The sequence below is a fragment of the Paenibacillus methanolicus genome (assembly GCF_008124765.1).
Lineage (GTDB): Bacteria > Bacillota > Bacilli > Paenibacillales > Paenibacillaceae > Paenibacillus_Z > Paenibacillus_Z methanolicus.
This window is the reverse complement of the sequence record NZ_VNHS01000001.1, coordinates 487,167-505,116: the sequence shown is the minus strand read 5'-3', so window position 1 is coordinate 505,116 and position 17,950 is coordinate 487,167. Positions and strand designations below refer to the sequence as shown.

Genomic DNA, 17,950 nt, shown 5'->3' with positions numbered 1-17,950 from the left:
ATCTCCAGTTTTTTCTGTTAGGGTTGCCGCCTCCCCTCTTTGCTATGCATAGCCGGTTCCTTCAACGGAAATACTTGCGCGCCATCTTCTCCGCGGTTCGCGTCGCCAGCGCCTGCGTCGTCAAGGTCGGATTTACGCCGCCCAATCCGTTGACGTGCACGCTGTTGTCGGCGATATACAATCGTTCAACCTGCAGCGCTTCTCCGCTGGCATCCACGACGTAGCCCATCCTCATCGTGCTCTCCATATGAATCATGAGCGAAGCCGGCCAATCGCTTCGAAGAATCTTCCGCGCGCCCGCCTTCCGCAAAAGCTCGACCGCGATGCGTACCAGCGCTTGCCGATTGCGAATAGCGCGAGGTCCGGGAACGTATCGCACGAGCGGTATTGAGCCGTTCTCATCCTTCAGCAGCGGATCCAGCGACACCCCGTTGCGGCGATCAACCTCTTCCTCGGTAAAAATCGCGATGCTCAGCGTCTGCCGATAGCGGGACATCCACTCCCGCCATTGGGATCCGACGACCCAACCTCTGGCGTAATCCGGCATCGCTTGCGCATAGGGATGCAGGTCGGCATAACCGGCTTGACTCAACCCGAAGCTCATCGAGCTCGTGAGACCCGGGCTTAACCCGGTTACGATCATCGAGCCCAAGCCCGGGATATCCAACCTGGCTCCCGAGGTATGGCCGACGAACGGATCGGTTGTCGGGCTCCCCAGGATGGAGAGCAGATCGCGCTCGTCGAATAGACCGGTCACCCAATCGAAATAGTGATTAACGAGTCCTTTGCCAACCCACCCGTTGTCCGGAAGCCCCGAATTCAGCCACAGGCGCGGCGTCTCGATCGTACCGGCCGCCATGACGACCGCATCGGCATGCAGCTCCTCCGTCTCTCCGGTCCACGTATCCCGCACTCGCACGCCGCTGGCATACAACTCGCCCGCGGGACGTTTCTCCGTCAGCACTTTGGTGACGAAGGTATTCGGCCTGATCGTTACGCGCCCGGTACGCAGCGCGAGCGGGATGTAGCTGACATTAGCGGAACGCTTCGCAACCCGGTCGACGGAGGGGCCGTGGGGACAACCGTTGATGCAATGACCGGCGAGCGTGCAGCCTTCCATATGGGATAGCTGCTCCATGGAGTAGGTCGGGTCCATGAGATGGCGGTTGGGCAAGAGAATGGCATTAGGCTGCGGACGATAACCCGGGTTTGTCACGTTCAACGTCGGAATCAGCGGCCAGCCGGCTTTCTTGGCGCCGTAGAAGAATAGCTCTTCCTTGGCCGTCGACGGGGCGAACGCGACCGGGAGCGTCGCCTCCACTTTCTCGTAATAGGGGATCAATTCCTCATAGGATAGCGGCCAAATGCCATCGATGGCGCTCGGGAACGCGCGCGGCGAGTTAGCCAAATAAATTTGCGTCGTTCCGCCGACGCCGGCGACCTGCCAGACGAAGCCCCGCTGCTTCATATTCCGGTACCACGGCGCCCGATCCCGGTCCGCCGGGCCCCAGCGCATCCGTCCCGTGATCAAATCGTTCATCTCGCCCTCGTACTTCGAATAGTGCTTCCGCAATAACGCGATGTTCAAATCATCCGGACTCGCGCTGCTCGCCGCCCCGCCGTACTTGTTCGGCTCCGGCCACTTGACATTGCCATACCAAGGGCCTGCCTCCAAGACTAAGACGTCCAGCCCTTGCTCGCCAAGTTCCTTGGCGATGACGGCCCCGCCGCCTCCGCTGCCGATGACGATGACGTCCGGTTTACTCACGATGATCGTCCCCCCCTGAGCGCATTGGCGGGAGAGAACCGCAGCGCAGCGCGCGATAACCGAACGCCGGACCCGGATAGCCGGTCTGGCACCAAGAAGGCGGGAAATATTCGACGCGCTGGTCATTCGGCGGCAGCAGCCGAGTCGTTCCGTAGCCGAACCACTCCGAGTCATAACCGAACATGGTCAGCTGATGGAGGGAATCCATCATCGTGAGGACCAAGCCGGGATTGTCGCGATAAAGACTAGGCATTGCATCCATCGGAACGGCGGATTGATTCAGCAGCGCGATGACCCGCAATCGATCGATACGAGCCAAGCTGGCGAACAAGCCTCCGCCCGGGAATTGACCATTCCGGATGGGGTGGATCGTTAATCCCCTCTCGATCAATGCCGCCGCGCCGACATCGAGCAGCTTGGCCGTAGACAGCGACAGCGGTTCGATCGGATGCGAGGGATCGGTATCGGGCGGAACGAATTGCGAATGATCGATTTGTTGTCTTACGAATGCGGCGATCGGATATCGTCCCGGTTGCTTTCCCCAAGGAACGATCGCGTCCGCGACCGCTTGAAAAGTCGCTTGCGTATAGGCGTTCATCGCTCGTCGTCCAGCCTCCTTCGAGCCTTGCTGCGCTCTCTTCTATCTTTTATTTGCAAGTTCGGCGCAGTATGTCTATTTACGTGAAGCGAGGGACCGACGGGCTCGGAGGTTTCGATACGATCAAACGCTTGAATAAACAAAAGAAGCCGCATGGCTGCGGCTTCTTAAGCGTGATGTTGTTGCCCAATGGAGGAACGAGCCCTCCTTCTTCGTCTTACTTCGCGTGCATTTCTTCGCTGTACGTATGGAACTTATGCGCCGATCTGAGGAACCGCTTCCCGTCCGAGAGCGTAGCCGTCGTCGTGTTGTAAGCGCTGAGGTTCGTAATCGGACGCTGGCGAACGCCGTTCTGCGTAACGATGACATTCAACTTGTGTTTGATGGCAAGTTCGAATTCTTTATCCGTAATTAGTTCTTGTCCTGGTGCAAAGATGGATTGGTTGCTCATTGCTCGTCCTCCGCAATCACTTGAATTTCTATACTATACAGAGTGTAATCGTACCTCAGGTTGCATAACAATGCAAATTGTCTTTATCTATCAAGGCGAAACGGCCAGCGCGGTCGCAAAAGGGCCTGCATCTTGCGATGCAAGCCCCTACGCGTTATTCGTACAGCACGGCCTTGATTTCTTCGCTGTCGATGTTCGTTTTGTCGTACCAGTAGAAGCCGGTGTCGATCGCTTTGCCGATCGTTTCGCCCTTCACCGCCTGCACCGCGGCCTTCACCGTCTCATAGCCGATACCGATCGGATTTTGCGTAATCGCGCCCGCCATTTTGCCTTCCTTGATCGCGTCGATTTGCGCTTTGCCCGAGTCGTAGCCGATGATGGTGATTTTGCCCTCCAATTTTAGTTCGGTAATGGCATTGATGACGCCGATGGCCGCGCCTTCGTTCGTGCCGAATATGCCTTTGACGTTCGGATGCGCCTGAATGATCGCCTTGGCTAGGTCGGTCGCCTTCAGATGGTCGCCGCCGTACTGAATATCGACCACCTTAATATTCGGATGCTTCGCCTTGATCTGCTCCACGAAGCCGTCGCGCCGGTCGACGCCGGTGCGGCTCGTCTGGTCGTGGGCGACGACCGCGATCTCGCCTTCGCCGCCGATCAGCGCCGCCATCTTGTCGGCCGCCAGCGCAGCCGCCGCATTATTGTCCGTCGCGGCCGTGCTGACCGGAATGTCGCTGTCAACGCCGGAGTCGAAGGCGATGATCGGAATGCCCGCGTCCTGCGCCTTCTTGAGCAGCGGGATCGAAGCTTGGCTGTCGAGCGCCGCGAAGCCGATCGCGCTCGGCTTCTTGTCCAGCGCCACCTGCAGCATCTCCAGCTGCTTGTCGACCTGCTGCTCCGTCTCGGGACCTTCGAACGTAATCTCCACGTCGAACTCCGCCGCGGCCTTCTCGGCGCCGATCTTCACCGCCTGCCAGAATTGATGCTGGAACCCTTTGGAGATGACCGGAATGTACAGCTTGTCGGCCGAAGTTTCCGCGGTCGCCGGCTCGCTTGGCGCGTTCGTCTTCCCGTTTGCGGCAGAACCGCTCCCGTTATTGCCGCCGCAAGCGCTGACGGCAAGCATTGTTGCGAGGATCAGCAGCGAGGCGGCCCCTTTTTTCAACACAGCGTTCTTCATGTTAGATTCTCCCCTTTGTCCGATTGAATTGACGAATCGCATTCATGCGGCGTGCTTGCGTCGGCGCAAAATGTCCGCATAGACGGCGAGCACGATGACGAAGCCGACGACGACCGTCTGCCATTCCTGCGGCACCGACAAGATGCGCAAGCCGTTGGTCAGCACGCTCATGATGAGCGCTCCGATGACCGTGCCGACGATCGTGCCTTTGCCGCCGCTCAGCGACGTGCCGCCGATGACGACCGCCGCGATCGCTTCCAGCTCGTAGCCCATGCCGAGCGCGGGCTGAGCCGAGTTGAGCCGGGAAGCCATCAGAATGCCGGCCAAGCCGGTGAAGAGGCCGGTCATCGTGTAGATGACGATCTTCCAGAACGTCACGTTGACCCCCGATAGGCGCGTCGCTTCTTCATTGCTGCCGATGGCGAGGTTGTACCGGCCGATGATCGTCCTGGAGAGCACGATCGCGCCGATAATCGCCACGGCGAAGAAGACGAGGACGGCGTTCGGAATGGCGAAGCCCGGTATGAGCGAAGCCAGAAGCGAGCCAAGCGCGATCTCGCCGAAGGCCGGGTGATCGGTGAAATAGATCGGCTTCGTGCCCGAGATGACGAGCGCGAGCCCTTTGGCGATCATCATCATCGCCAGCGTCGCGATGAACGGCGGAATTTTCATCTTGGCAATCGCCACGCCCGAGACCATGCCGCACAATGCTCCGGTTAGAATGCCGCCGAGTAATCCGAGCGGTACCGGCAATCCCCAGAACGTGATGAACACGCCTGTCATAACGGCGCTTAGCGTCATGACCGTGCCGACGGATAAGTCGATGCCGCCGGTGATGATGACGAACGTCGAGCCGAGCGCCAGCACGCCGATGACGGCCGTCGACAACAGAATCCCGACGATGTTGGAGAATTGAAAGAAGTTCCCGGAGGCCAGCGAGAAGACGAGCACGAGCACGATCAAGCTGCCGAAGGCAAGCACTTGCTGCAGCAGTCCCGGCGGGATGACCGGCGCGCGCTTGCCGCCCTGCGTGACCAGCGCCGTATCTTTCATGAGCACACGCTCCTTTATGGTGTCGAAATTAGCCAATCCGGCGGGTTGCGTAATGCATGATCGACTCCTGCGTAACGCTTCCGTCGTTCGTCAGCTCGCCCGTGATGCGTCCTTCGCACATGACGAGAATCCGATGGCTGAGCCGTAAGATCTCGGGCAGCTCGGAGCTGATCATGATGATCGATTTCCCTTCGGCGGCGAGCTGGTCGAGCAGCTTGTAAATTTCGCCCTTGGCGCCGATATCGATGCCCCGGGTCGGTTCGTCGAAGATGAGAATATCGCAGTCCCGCGTCAGCCACTTGCCGATGATCGCTTTCTGTTGATTGCCGCCCGAGAGGAACTTGATCGGTTGATGGATGCTCGGCGTCTTCACGCGCAGCTGATCGACCACGAGCGACGCCCGGCGTTCGATCTCGGCGTCCTTCATCCAGCCTGCTTGCGCGTATCGCGGCATGGAGGCGATCGCCACGTTCGTCTTGACGTCCATGTCAAGCAGACAGCCGTACTGCTTCCGGTCCTCCGACAGATAGCCGACCCCGTGAAGAACCGCTTGGTGCGGACTTCGGATGGCAATGCGCCGTCCGCGAATGTAGAGCTCGCCGCCGTCGATCGGATCCGCGCCGAAGATCGCCCTGGCGAGCTCCGTGCGGCCGGCCCCGACGAGACCGGCGATGCCAAGGATTTCGCCCCGGCGCAGCTGGAGATCGATATTCCGCAGCGCGCGGCCGCGTCGTAGTCCCTTTACTTCGAGGACGATGTCGGCGTGAGCTCCGGCATGCGCCGACTTGTCGGCTTGATAGAGCTCGCGGCCGACCATCATCGCGATGATGCGATCGACCGTGACTTCCCCGATCTTGACCGTGTCCATGTATTGACCGTCGCGCATGACCGTGATGCGGTCGCAGATCCGCTGCAGCTCCGCCATCCGGTGCGAGATGTATACGATGCCGACGCCTTGGCCGCGCAGTCGCTCGATCACGACGAACAGCTCTTCGATCTCCGCGTCGCTGAGCGCCGCCGTCGGCTCGTCCATGATCAGCACCTTCGAGTCGAGCGAGATCGCCTTCACGATCTCCACCATCTGCTGCTTGGCGACGGTCAGACCGGCTACCTGCGATCGCGGATCGATATCGAGATTCATGCCGGCCAGCAGTTCCCGCGTCCGTTCGTTCATCGTCTTGTCGTCCAGGAATAAACCGAATCCTCGGCGCGGCTCGCGGCCGATGAAGATATTCTGCGCCACCGTCAAGTCCGGCGCCAAGTTCAGCTCCTGGTGAATCATGCCGATGCCAAGCGCTTGCGCCGCCTTGGGGTCGCTCAATTGCACGTCGCGCCCGTCGATTCGAATGATCCCCGCATTAGGCCGGTACACGCCGGTCAACACCTTCATCAAAGTGGATTTGCCGGCGCCGTTCTCGCCGACCAGCCCGTGCACTTCTCCGGCCAACAGCTCAAACCGGCAGTCCTTCAGCGCATGCACGCCGGCGAAATGTTTCTCGATCCCTTCCATCCGTACGAGCGCTTCTTCCGCTTCGTCCATCCCTGGTCACTCCTTTCATCCGCGTCCATAGCTATACTGTACCTTTCGATTGAAAGGGCTTACATGTGATTTTTTCCTGAAACAGTCGAAAAATTTACGCAGTACTGCGTAAAGCGCAAAAAAAGCCCGCCGGTTAGCCGACGAGCCTCATTGCGCTTGCGAAGTGTGTTCCATACCTTGCCGACGTTACGGCAGCTGCCGCCTGACGAACGGAAACAACAGCTTCTGATTCTCTTCCTCATACATGTTGCGTTTGGTGACGACGACGGAGCCGGTATCGATTCGCTGCGGGACGCGTTTGCCCCGGAGCGTCTCAAGCGCCGTCTTCACGCTTAAGTAGCCCATCTGGAAGGGCTTCTGGATAACCGTCGCGTGCATGACGCCCCGCTCGAGCTGTCTCACCTCCGCGTCGGAGCTATCGAATCCGATCAGCTTCACTTGGTTGACTAGCCCGGCCTCCTCAATCGCTCTCCCCGCCCCGACGGAGGACGGCTCGTTCAAACCGACGATGCCGCGCAGGTTCGGATGCGCCCGCAGCAGCGCAAGCGTCGTCTCGTAAGCGCGCTGCTCGTAACCCTCGCTATAATACGTGCCGAGCAGCTCGATGTCCGGGTGCGCCGCCAAGACCGACTTGACGCCCTCCTCGCGATCGAGCTGAGAAGCGGAATTGCGGACGAAGCTGATGATCGCCACTTGGGACGGGCGATCCAGCATGGAGAGCAGCTCCGAGCCGGCGGCTTTCCCCGCGGCGACGTTATCCGTGGCGATCATCGTGCTCGCCAAGTCGGGCTCGATGCCGGAATCGACGGTAAGCAATTCCACGCCGGCTTCCACGGCCTGTCGCGCCGCCGGGACGAGCCGGTTCAGCTCGGTCGCCGCGAGCACGATCGCGTCCGGCCGAGCCGAAGCGGCTTGTTCTAAGATGCGGATTTGCCCCTCCACGTCGGTCTCGTTATCCGGACCGACGATCTCGACGCGGACGCCGAATTCAGTCGCCGCCTCGCGGATCCCGTCCTGGAGCACCTGCCAGAATTCGATCGTGGGGTCTACCGATTTGATGACGAAGATCATGCGCGGCTGCGCCTCGCGTCCTCCTCCTGCCGGAGAGGGGAGCCAGCCGCTCCAGATCGCCGCGGCCGCGAGCGCGGCAGCCGCCAGCAGCATCCCCGCCGCGCGTTTCCAAGTCCGGTTCATGATAGCTCCTCACCTCCAAGCGCCCGCTTCGGAAGACGGACCGTCACGATGGTCCCTTCGCCTGGTCCGCCCTCGAACGATAGACCGTAACGGCTGCCGAATTGCAGTCGCAAGCGGTCATGAACATTGCGCACGCCGACGCCGCCCTTCGGTCCCGAATCTTCTCTTCCTTCGAGCAGCGCGCGCATCCGAGCGCCGTCGACGCCGATTCCGTCGTCTTCCACGCGGAGCGTAAGGTCCCCGCCGGTCTCCGCCGCCGTGATCCGGATCATGCCGGGGCCCCGTTTGTTCTTGATCCCATGGTAAATCGCGTTCTCGACGAGCGGCTGCAGCACGACGCGGATCGTCAGGCAATCCAGAATCGAATCGTCCGCCTCGATAACATAGTCCAGCTTTCGTTTGTAGCGCATTTTCTGAATGGTGAGATAGTGGGCGATGTGATCGAGTTCCGCCTGGACGGTCACCAACGCCTCGCCTTTGCCAATGGAAGCCCGGAACAGCTTGGCCAGCGACGATGTCATGAGCACCACCTCCTTATCCTTGCCGCTCTCCGCCATCCAGACGATCGAATCGAGCGTATTGTACAAGAAATGGGGATTGATCTGCATTTGCAGCGCGTTCAGCTCGCTCGTCCGCTTCAACTCTTCCTCGCGCACGACGCGCACCATCAACTCCTTGATCCGTTCCACCATCAGATTGAACGCGCGGGCGAGACGGCCGATCTCGATCGAGAACGGAACCGGGACCTGGATGTCGAAGTTTCCCTTCTCGACCTCCTTCATGTAACGCTGCAGCTGGGTGATCGGCCGGATCAGACGATTGGACAAGATTACGGACAGCACAATAGAGATGAGAATGCATACCGCGCCAAGGGCGAAGAAGGACATCCCCATTCGCTCCTTGTTGCCGACCAGCTCGCTGACGTAGCTGACGCCGACGAGCTTCCAGCCGAAGCCCGAATCCTGCACGGTGTACATCCGGCGCGCGCTCCCTTCCCCGATCGTGAAGCTGCCTCTGCCAAGCTCCAGCACCTTGTCGATCTGCTCCGTCTTCAATCCGCTGTATACGAGCTGCTGCTGGGGGTGATAGACGAGCTTGCCGCTGTTGTCGACGACGAACAGATAACCCCGGTTGCCCAGTTGAATGTCCGCGAACATATCGTTCATAACGCTGAAGTTCAGATCGACGAGGAAGACGCCGAGCGGTTCGCCGGTCTCCTTGCCGTACAGCGCCCGGCTCATGGAGACGACCCAGACGTGACGGTCCAAGAAGATCGGCTGGACATGCGAAGACGAGATAACGTTCTCGCCTTTGGCCGCCTTCGCCTGCCGGTACCAATTCATATCCCGCAGCTCGACATAAGGGTTCACTTCGAGCTCCCGGCTGCCGGATACGAACCGGCCATCTTCGCCGAACAAGCTCACGGATACGATGTCGTTGCGCGTGGCCACCATGGCGTGCAAATACTCGTACACGCCTTCCCTCGCTTGCTTCTCCTCAACCAGGCTCGGATACCGATCCGCCGACAAATAGTCATGCACCTGCCGGCTTCCCGCCACAAGACCGGCGATATGTTCCATCCCGCTTACGTACGTCTTCATATTCGCGTTCACTTGCTTCATGAATTCGGTCGTGTAAGCTTGCGTCGTTTCCTGCACCGCGTCTTTGGACAAATAGTACGAAATAATGCTCATGATCAGCACCGTGACGAGAATTAGCAGCGCGAACGCAAGCGACAGGTTGGCATGAATGCTGCGCGGCCGAGTGGGGTGCATCAGCGCTCTCATGAGCCAATCTCCTCGGCGATCTTTTGCCGGTACTCGGTCGGCGTCATCCCGGTATGTTTCTTGAAGGCGCCGCTAAAATAATGCGGGTCCGCGTACCCGACCTCATACGCGATTTCCGAACTCTTCTTGCCCGTTAGCTTCAGGAGCGCCTTGGCCTGCTCCATGCGAACGCGAGTCAAATATTCCACGAACGTGTGACCGGCATGGCTTTTGAACAAGGTGCTGAAATAGCTCGTGCTCATCGCCACATGCTGGCATACGGTGCCCAGCGACAGCTCCGGATCGGCATATCGGGCATCGACGAACGCCTTCGCCTTCGCCACTTGGCCGGCGCCGAAATTCTCGCGCGCCCCGCGGATCAATCGGGCGGCCTGCCGGCACAATCGCTTCATCCATTGCTCCATCTCGACGAGCGTGCCGAATTTGGAAGGCGCGAATAGCGGCGTATCCGCATCGCCGAGCGAATCGTCCGTCGCGCCGTCCATCTCGTAGACGGTCTGCGCCATCGCGAGCGCGATGCGCTGCGCATAGATGCGGCACGCTTCCGCCGTGAATGCCTGCGCCCGGAATGCGGCGAACAGACGCGTCACGACGTCGTCCGTCTCTTCGGCGGTCGCAGTCTTCATCTTACTGATGAGTTCCTTCTCCCACGCCAGCGCGGAGGCGAGGGCCGGCCGCGAACGCTGCTCCATGTCCATTAAGCGAATAATCGTCCCCCGCCCCAGAACGAATCGATAGTCCAGCGCCGACAACGCGGAATCATAGACGAGATGCGCCGATGCCAGACCTTGGATGCTGCGGCCCACTCCGGCCGAGATCCGCGCCGGCAAGTAACGATCCGCGGCTATCCGCAGCTCCTCCGCCGCGGCGGCCGCCTCCTCTTGCAGCGCATCGGGCTCCGCGCCCGACAGCAGCACGAGCACCTGATTGTTCCGGTCTCGGAAGACGGCCGTTCCGCGGCGAAGCGCGAACAACTCCTGCGCGATATTGAAGAGCGCGAAGCGGAGCAGCTCCTCGTCGAGAACGGAAAAGCATTCTTCCTCGCCCGGCGGTTCCAGATCGAACATCGCCGCCGCCAGCCATTCCCCGTTCCAGGACAGATCGAAATACGCGCACCGCTCCGCGACCTCCCTCTCCGGTAGACGCGAGGTAAGCAATCGTTCGAGGAACCGCTCGCGCAACACGGGCAAGCTCTCGTTCATCTCCTTGCGCAGCCGCTCGTATTCGTCCTTGCGCGCCCGATCCTTGTCCAGCTCGTCCTTCAGCCGAAGCAGCGCGCGGGCGAGCTCCGCGCATGTAACCGGTTTCAAAATAAAATCGAACGCTTGCAGCTCAACCGCCTGCCGCGCATAATCGAACTCGTCAAAACCCGTTAATATAAGCACCTTCGTCTCCGGATGGCGCGACGCCAGCTCGCGCGTTAGCGCAAGTCCGTCCATGAACGGCATGCAAATATCGGTCAGCACGACGTCAGGCGCGTTATCCGCGATGTGCTCGAGCGCTTCTTCCCCGTCTTCATAATCTCCGACGCAATCGAAGCCGAGCGAAGCCCAATCCATCTGCTCGCGGATCGCCTCGCGCACGAGCGCTTCGTCATCGACGATAACAAGCTTATACATGCCGGATCACCCGGTTCGTCCCCGCCTTGCGCAAAGGATGCATTCTCATCTCATATCCTCCTCTTCGCGCTTCGTCCGCCAGTACGTCATGGCGCGCTTATCGCGCCTTGATCCGTGTGTACTATTCGCGAGTATGCCAACATTATCCTTCTCGCCAGGAGCGGAACGGTTCGTCATAATAATCGCGGCCGAATGGGAAAATAAGCTGTACCGATAGACAAGTACTTAACGAAAAGAAGGTGAGCGTGCTTGGAGAAATTAATCGCGAACTTGGCGAATAAGAAATCGGCGGTTATCGTCGTGGACGTGCAAAACGACTACTGTCACCCGGATGGCGCGATCGCGAAAATCGGCAGCGACGTGAGCGCCGTCAAAACGATGATGCCTGCGTTGCACGGCCTGCTGGCATCGGCGCGGGAACACGGCGTACCCGTCATTTTTCTGCAGACGAACCATGAGAAGGCGACCGATTCGGACGTGTGGGTATCCCGCTTCGCCGATGGGATCAATCCGATCTGCCATACGGGCAGCTGGGGGGCGGAATTCTACGAGGTGGCGCCGCTGCCCAGCGAGACCGTCGTCAAGAAGCATCGATACAGCGGATTTATTCATACGAGACTGGCGTCGGTGCTGCAGACGATGAAGATCGAGACGCTGATCATGACCGGCGTCAGCACGAATCTGTGCGTGGAATCCACCGCCCGGGACGGCTTCATGCTGGATTACCGCATCGTGCTCGTGAAAGACGCCTGTGCCGCCTTTACGCAGCCCGAACACGACATGACGCTGAAAACGGTCGACGCCTACTTCGGCATGGTGGCCGATACGAAGCAGATCGTCGACTTCTGGCAGCGGCAAGGCGCACCGGCTCCGCAGCTTGTCACCACTTAAAGGAACGCGAATGGCCGAAGACCGCGGCGACGGCGGACTTCGGCCGAATAGCGAAGGCCGGCCGTCCCCGAGACAGCCGGCCTTCGCGTTGTTCAAGCGATGCTATTCAGCTTGCGAACCAATTAATAAGCCGTATTTCCGGATTGGCTCGTCTTGCCCGACGCGAAGCCCTTAAACAGCGTCGGCACTTTGGAATAACGAGTATTCGTGATCTTGCCCGTGCTGACGGTGCTGTCGGTCCGCAGAATGGAATCTTTGACGTTCGAAATATCGCAGTTGTCGACCGTCATGACGGTCTTGTACGTCGAGCCGCCGAGTTGGCGCACCAGCTTGCCGATATCGTTCGCTTTGAAGTTTTTGATATTGATCGTTCCCGCCGCGTTCAGTTGGAATACCTTGTCGTACGCTTTGTACGCCGCGCCGCCGGTAATATTCACCGTGCCGGATGCTTTCAGCGTCAAAGCGTCTTCGCCGACGTCGGACCAAGTCACGTTGACGATATTGCAGTTGCCGTAGCAATGCACCCCGTCGGCTGCCGGCGCGGCGAGAATGACGTTCTTCAGCGTCGCCCCCGCCTCCAGGCGGAATACCGGCTTCTGGCCTTCCGCTTGACTGCCGTCCCCGAGCGTGCTCGGGTTTGCCACGAAGGTTTGGCCTTTGCCGTCGTACGTCGTGCCCGCCGGCACGATAATGGTCGAATTGACCGTCGTCGCGGCATTCGCCGGCAGCGCCGGCAGACATGAGACGATCAACCCCATCGTTAACACCCAACCGAATAACTTCTTCATATTATTAACACCGCCTATTTGAGGGATTAAGGAACAGGAATGGTAGCGGCCATTCTAGCATCCTGCTCATGCGGATCCATCGTGCGCACGATATCTTGTATCCGCCTTCAATATATCACTCTCTTTTCGCGGGCGGAATAGTAATAATCTCCCAATTGTTAATACTTGAGATACCTGATTAATATCTACCACCTAAATTTGTTCGATATATTATGATAGTTGTTAATTAATATATTAACTAATTAAATGCGCGAAATTGATCGCAAAGCGTCCTCGCTCAGCGCCGGCCGGCGGGTCGTATTGCCTGACTAATTCCCATTTTATTGCCTGCTTCCCGCTTCGCGTCGCTGGCTTGGACGATCCAATCGGCTCTAGTTCTTCCGTATCGCTCCTTTACGTGCTTCGAGTCCCACGACCGGTACAGGCTGATACATACATAATTTTCTTGCCAAGACGCCATTCTAACCGTTAACAGGATGGAATTAATGGAGGAATTGGGAATGGCGACTTGGACGAAGCGGAAGTCCGCTCTCCCCTCGCAAGAGCACGATCGGAACAATAAGGAACGCGTGCCATTGTTCGATCGGATCGAGGAGACGCTTGATTACGTCAAGGAGACCTTCTCCGACTGCGACGATCTGACCATTCGTCCGGTTACCATCGGCAAGGCGCCGGGCTATTTGCTTTATATGAACGTCATCGTGAATGACTCGCTGCTTAACGGCATCGAGGAAAGACTGTCCGAATTGCGGCATTCGCCTGATCCGGAGAGAACGGACGAGTCAGCGACCGCGCAGCCGTTCGATCGGCTCCAAGCCGCTTTCCCGCTCAGTCAAGCGACGGAAGAAGACGACTTGAATCAGGTCATCGACGCGATTCTTTACGGCATGACGGTCCTGCTGCTGGATGGCGCTCCGCATGCGCTGCGCTTCCAGACCGTCAGTTCCGACGGGCGCGGCGTTGATGAACCGGTGACCGAACAGGTCGTGCGCGGTCCGCGCGAAGGGTTCGTCGAGCAGCTTAACACGAACGTTATGCTCATCCGTCGCCGGATCCGGAGCCCTGACTTGAAGGCGCGGTTTCAAGTGCTGGGGAGCATGACGCGGACTGGCGTCGCGGTGTTGTACGTGCAAGGCATCGCCGACGACGCGATCGTGCACGAGATTCATGACCGATTGCGCAAGATCGAGCTAGAAAGCGTACTGGAGAGCAATTACATCGAGCAGTGTCTGCAGGATGCCAAGTGGTCGCCTTTTCCCCAGCTGTACACGAGCGAGCGTCCGGACCGCATCTGCGCCGGGCTGCTGGAGGGCAAAGTCGCGATCGTGACCGAAGGAACGCCGTTCGTCTTGCTGGCCCCGGCATTGTTCGTGGAGTTCCTGCACTCCAACGAAGACTATTACGACGGTTCGCTTCCTTCGACGTTCATCCGCTGGGTGCGGACGCTCGGACTGTTGATTTCGTGCTTCCTGCCGGCCTTCTACGTCGCGATCACGACGATTCACCAGGATTTGCTGCAAACGCCGCTGCTTATCCGGATATCCGGGTTCCGCGAAGATCTGCCATATCCGATCTTGATCGAAGCGTTGTTCATGCAGTTGATCTTCGAGCTGGTCCGGGAAGCCGGACTACGCATGCCCAAGGCGATCGGGAACGCCGTCACGATCGTCGGCACCTTGGTCATCGGCCAAGCGGCCGTTCAAGCGGGACTGGTCGGCGCGCTTATGGTTATCGTCGTCGCGGTTACCGCCCTTACGACGTTCGTCCTGCCGAATTACGCCTTTATGCAAGTCGTCCGAATCATTAGCTTCCCGATGCTGCTGCTTGGCGGCATGTTCGGCTTCATGGGCATAATCGTAGGGCTGATGTTCGTGCTCGCTCATCTATGCAGCCTGCGTTCGGTCGGCGTGCCCTACTTGACCCCGTTATCCCCCGCACGTCGGACCGGTTGGGCGGACGTATTCTGGCAGTCGCCATGGTGGGCGAAGCAGACCAGCAAGCTGAAGTCTGATTCGGAGCAACCGGCGTCCGCCGGACCAAGCGACACCAGACAGCCGCAGCCTGGCGGAGGAGGATCCTCATGATCGCGAATGCCTGGGCGCGGCGAATGCGCAGGCTTGCGAGTCTACCTTGCGGATTGGCTATCCTTCTCTTGACGTCCGGTTGTTGGAGCAGCACGGAGATTAGCGACCTGGCCATCATTACGATGATCGGGATCGACGCGGCCGAGAATGGCAATTTCCGGCTTTCCGCGCTGATTATCCGGCCGTTGGGCGGCAACCAGCAAGCCGTCAGCGCCCAACAGAGCTCCACGACCGTCGTCGCGGAAGCCGAAGGCGCCAATCTGTTCGATGCGATGCGCAAACTATCGTTCATGATGTCCAAGCGGCTGTATTGGTCCCACCTGGACATTATCGTGATGAGCGAATCGATTGCCCGGTCCAAGCTCGCGCCATCGCTCGATTTCTTCAATCGCCAGCATCAGTTCCGCAAGAACATCGTCATGCTCGTGACCCGGTCATCGGCCGCCGACATTCTCAAGACGTCGTCGCAGCTGGAAGGCAGCCTGGGCGCGGAGATCCACGGCCAGATCCGCAACTCCCGGCTTGCCGCCAACACGATGATCACGGATCTGAACGATTTCAATCGCTCCCTGCTGCAGGCGACGACGGATCACATCACGGGCGAGATCAGCGTGACCAAAGGCCAGAAGCTCGCGTTGACCGTCAATCAGAAACGAGCCAGCATGGTCTATATCCGCGGCGCCGCGGTCTTCCGGGAGAACCAGCTCGTCGGCTGGCTGGATCGGGAGCAGACGCGCGGCGTTTTATGGCTGAGGGGCAAAGTCCACGGCGGAATCGCCTATACGCCCTGCCCTTCCGGCAGCGGCGAAGGCAAGATCAGTTACGAATATACCCGGGAAACGGCCTCCGTTCGACCGATATTCCAAGATTCCGGCGATGTTCGCATTGAGGCGAAGGTCCACGTGGAAGGCGGGATCGGCGAGGTGACCTGCCCGGGGATCGACCTCTCCTCCGATGGTATCCGTCGGCTGAACGACCAGCTGAAGCAGGACGTCACAGAAGAGATCGAGTCGGCGCTGCGCCTCGCCAAGGATGAGCTGCAAGCCGATGTATTCGGATTCGGACAGGCCATCTATCGCGCGAATCCGAAGCTATGGGCCAAGCTGGCGCCATCGTGGCACTCCGGCGGACTGCGCGAGCTCGTCGTCGAATTATCCGTGGATGCCGATATTCGCAGGTCCGGCCTAATGCATGAGCCGGTATATGAACGGGGGGCGCCTTCATGAGTCCGTTCGCGCTCAGCGCGATGTTCGTCCTACTGCTGCTCGGCTCGATTGTCCCGCAAGCCGTTCGCGCCTGGCGGGAAGGACCCGCGAGACTCGCCTGGCTGCATGCGGGGATTACCGCCGCCGCGCTGCTGGCCGGCGTCGGCAAGATTTATCAATTCCATCTTCCCTCAATCTCGAAGATGCTGGTGACGATGATACCCTGATCGGGGAGGCGGTTGAACATGATCGAGCGAGGTCGTATCAGCAACATCCAGGCAGCCATGCTCAGCATTATGACGTTAACCATCATGGGGCATCTCATTCTGCTGACGCTGGTCATCGTGCGAAGCCGGCAAGATGGCTGGATATCCGCCACAATCGGCACGGCGCTTGGTCTGTCAAGCGTGTTCGCCGTGACCAAATTGGCGCAGCGCCATCCCGGCGTATCGCTGGTCGAGCTGGCCGCCAGCCGCTTCCGGCTGGCGGGGAAGCTGCTCGCGATGCTGTTTTTGCTCTACTTTGGCCTGATGACGATACTCGCCGTGCGTCTGTTCGCCGAAACCTATAGCATGATTATGCCGGAGACGCCGTTCGTCGCGTTCGTCGCGATCATCCTGCTGCTGTGCGCGTATCTCGTCCATCAAGGTCTCGAGACGTTCGGGCGGATGAATCAGATCATGCTGCCGGTGCTGGTCGCGGTCGCGATGCTCGTCGTGCTGCTCACCGTGGGTCAGAAGGATTACGGCAATCTCCTCCCGATTCTCGGCCGGGGTCCCGGCCCCGTCGCGGCAGGCGCCTTGTCGATCATGGGCTGGTTCGGCGAATTCGTGCTGATGGGCATGATTCTCCCCTATGCCCGGCACCCTGCCAAGCTGATGCGCTACACCTTCGCGGCGAGCGGACTAACGCTGTTGTTCTTCATCGGTCCCGTCACCGGACCGATCGCGATGTTCGGCGCGGACGAAGCGGCCAGGCTGACGTTCCCGACCTTCGCCGAAGTTCGCTATATCGAGGCAAGCGACGTGCTCAACCGTTTCGATGCGATCGCGATATTATTCTGGACCGTCGGTCTGATGTTCCGGATCACCGTATTCTTTTATGGCCTGTGCCTCGGCACGGGCCAGCTGTTGAAGCTCCGCGACTATCGTCCGCTTATCTTGCCCTATGGCTGGTTGCTTGGCGGCTGCGCGTTCTGGTTCGCCGACAATTTCGAGGAGATGAGCGATTTTCTCTTTCGGGTCTATGTGCCGCTCAATTTGGTATTCGGTTATGCCGTACCGATCCTGCTCGCGCTGGCCTCCCATATGATGAAGAAAGGAGGAATCCCCCTTGTCGCCAACGAATCCAGCCAACGCGAATGAACGCGAACTCGGACCGAAAACGTGCGCCATCGAGCGTCTCGTTACCCGGCCGGACGATATCGCGCTGGTACTGAGCGGACGCAAGACGGCTACCCGCCGCAACGGACGTTATGCGGATCCCGGCGAGACGATGGAGCTTGGCGGCGCGCGCTTCGTCGTGGATCGGGTCTACAGGCAATCCATCGGCGAGTTAACCGAACCGGACGCGGTCTCGGAAGGATTCGACAGTCTGGCGCAATATGAAGCGCATATCCGTTCCATGCATCCCGGCATGCCTTGGCTGCCGAACATGAAGATGTGGGTACACGAATTTCGGCGTCTTGATGACGAGCTTCCCGCGCTTTGATGCGTAACGCGCGGGATTAAAAGAGCTTCGTTGCTCCCTCCCCCTTCCCCCTCCGCTGAAGGGAACCAAAGGGCTTCGCCCT

General features: G+C 59.4%; 16 protein-coding genes. 6 read left to right on the top strand and 10 right to left on the bottom strand.

Going from position 1 to position 17,950, the window contains the following annotated elements:
- Positions 1-61: 61 nt before the first annotated feature.
- The 9 genes from BCM02_RS01870 to BCM02_RS01830 form a co-directional block, all read right to left on the bottom strand.
- Positions 62-1,768, bottom strand: coding sequence for a GMC family oxidoreductase N-terminal domain-containing protein (locus tag BCM02_RS01870; protein WP_148927349.1), 1,707 nt, complete (start codon positions 1,766-1,768; stop codon positions 62-64).
- Positions 1,761-2,366, bottom strand: a complete 606-nt coding sequence (locus tag BCM02_RS35780) for a hypothetical protein (protein ID WP_148927348.1) — start codon at positions 2,364-2,366, stop codon at positions 1,761-1,763. Before BCM02_RS35780 ends, BCM02_RS01870 begins: the two co-directional genes overlap by 8 nt.
- A 217-nt stretch (positions 2,367-2,583) precedes the next feature.
- Positions 2,584-2,817, bottom strand: a complete 234-nt coding sequence (locus tag BCM02_RS01860; RefSeq protein ID WP_148927347.1) for a hypothetical protein — start codon at positions 2,815-2,817, stop codon at positions 2,584-2,586.
- Positions 2,818-2,971: 154 nt separating this feature from the next.
- Positions 2,972-3,997, bottom strand: coding sequence for an ABC transporter substrate-binding protein (locus BCM02_RS01855; RefSeq protein WP_148927346.1), 1,026 nt, complete (start codon positions 3,995-3,997; stop codon positions 2,972-2,974).
- A gap of 42 nt (positions 3,998-4,039) precedes the next feature.
- Positions 4,040-5,050: an ABC transporter permease gene (locus BCM02_RS01850; RefSeq protein WP_148927345.1), complete on the bottom strand. Its 1,011-nt coding sequence runs from the start codon at positions 5,048-5,050 to the stop codon at positions 4,040-4,042.
- Between the two features lie 28 nt (positions 5,051-5,078).
- Entirely contained in the window at positions 5,079-6,590 is a 1,512-nt protein-coding gene (locus BCM02_RS01845) for a sugar ABC transporter ATP-binding protein (RefSeq protein WP_148927344.1), read from the bottom strand.
- Between the two features lie 186 nt (positions 6,591-6,776).
- The gene (locus BCM02_RS01840) at positions 6,777-7,784 is read right to left on the bottom strand and encodes a substrate-binding domain-containing protein (protein ID WP_148927343.1); all 1,008 of its coding nucleotides are present in this window, start codon (positions 7,782-7,784) and stop codon (positions 6,777-6,779) included.
- Positions 7,781-9,571, bottom strand: a complete 1,791-nt coding sequence (locus BCM02_RS01835; protein WP_246183146.1) for a cache domain-containing sensor histidine kinase — start codon at positions 9,569-9,571, stop codon at positions 7,781-7,783. The genes BCM02_RS01840 and BCM02_RS01835 overlap by 4 nt, the downstream gene beginning before the upstream one ends.
- The gene (locus BCM02_RS01830; protein ID WP_148927342.1) at positions 9,568-11,190 is read right to left on the bottom strand and encodes a response regulator; all 1,623 of its coding nucleotides are present in this window, start codon (positions 11,188-11,190) and stop codon (positions 9,568-9,570) included. Before BCM02_RS01830 ends, BCM02_RS01835 begins: the two co-directional genes overlap by 4 nt.
- 249 nt (positions 11,191-11,439) lie before the next feature.
- Between BCM02_RS01830 and BCM02_RS01825 the strand changes: the two genes are divergently transcribed.
- Entirely contained in the window at positions 11,440-12,081 is a 642-nt protein-coding gene (locus BCM02_RS01825) for a cysteine hydrolase family protein (RefSeq protein WP_187433959.1), read from the top strand.
- 122 nt (positions 12,082-12,203) lie between these two features.
- Here the strand turns inward: BCM02_RS01825 and BCM02_RS01820 are convergent, their stop codons facing one another.
- Positions 12,204-12,869, bottom strand: coding sequence for a pectate lyase (locus tag BCM02_RS01820; protein ID WP_148927341.1), 666 nt, complete (start codon positions 12,867-12,869; stop codon positions 12,204-12,206).
- A gap of 500 nt (positions 12,870-13,369) precedes the next feature.
- On the opposite strand from BCM02_RS01820, the gene BCM02_RS01815 reads away from it, so the two are divergent.
- From BCM02_RS01815 to BCM02_RS01795, 5 genes are read left to right on the top strand one after another with little or no spacing between them, the layout of a single operon-like run.
- Complete coding sequence (locus BCM02_RS01815; protein ID WP_187433958.1) at positions 13,370-14,953, top strand: spore germination protein; 1,584 nt, start codon at positions 13,370-13,372, stop codon at positions 14,951-14,953.
- Positions 14,950-16,179: a Ger(x)C family spore germination protein gene (locus tag BCM02_RS01810; protein ID WP_148927339.1), complete on the top strand. Its 1,230-nt coding sequence runs from the start codon at positions 14,950-14,952 to the stop codon at positions 16,177-16,179. The genes BCM02_RS01815 and BCM02_RS01810 overlap by 4 nt, the downstream gene beginning before the upstream one ends.
- Entirely contained in the window at positions 16,176-16,385 is a 210-nt protein-coding gene (locus tag BCM02_RS01805) for a hypothetical protein (protein WP_148927338.1), read from the top strand. Before BCM02_RS01810 ends, BCM02_RS01805 begins: the two co-directional genes overlap by 4 nt.
- Positions 16,386-16,403: 18 nt before the next feature.
- Entirely contained in the window at positions 16,404-17,522 is a 1,119-nt protein-coding gene (locus tag BCM02_RS01800) for a GerAB/ArcD/ProY family transporter (protein WP_148927337.1), read from the top strand.
- On the top strand, positions 17,491-17,868 hold the full coding sequence (locus tag BCM02_RS01795) for an ASCH domain-containing protein (RefSeq protein WP_148927336.1): 378 nt from the start codon (positions 17,491-17,493) through the stop codon (positions 17,866-17,868). The genes BCM02_RS01800 and BCM02_RS01795 overlap by 32 nt, the downstream gene beginning before the upstream one ends.
- Positions 17,869-17,950 lie beyond the last annotated feature (82 nt).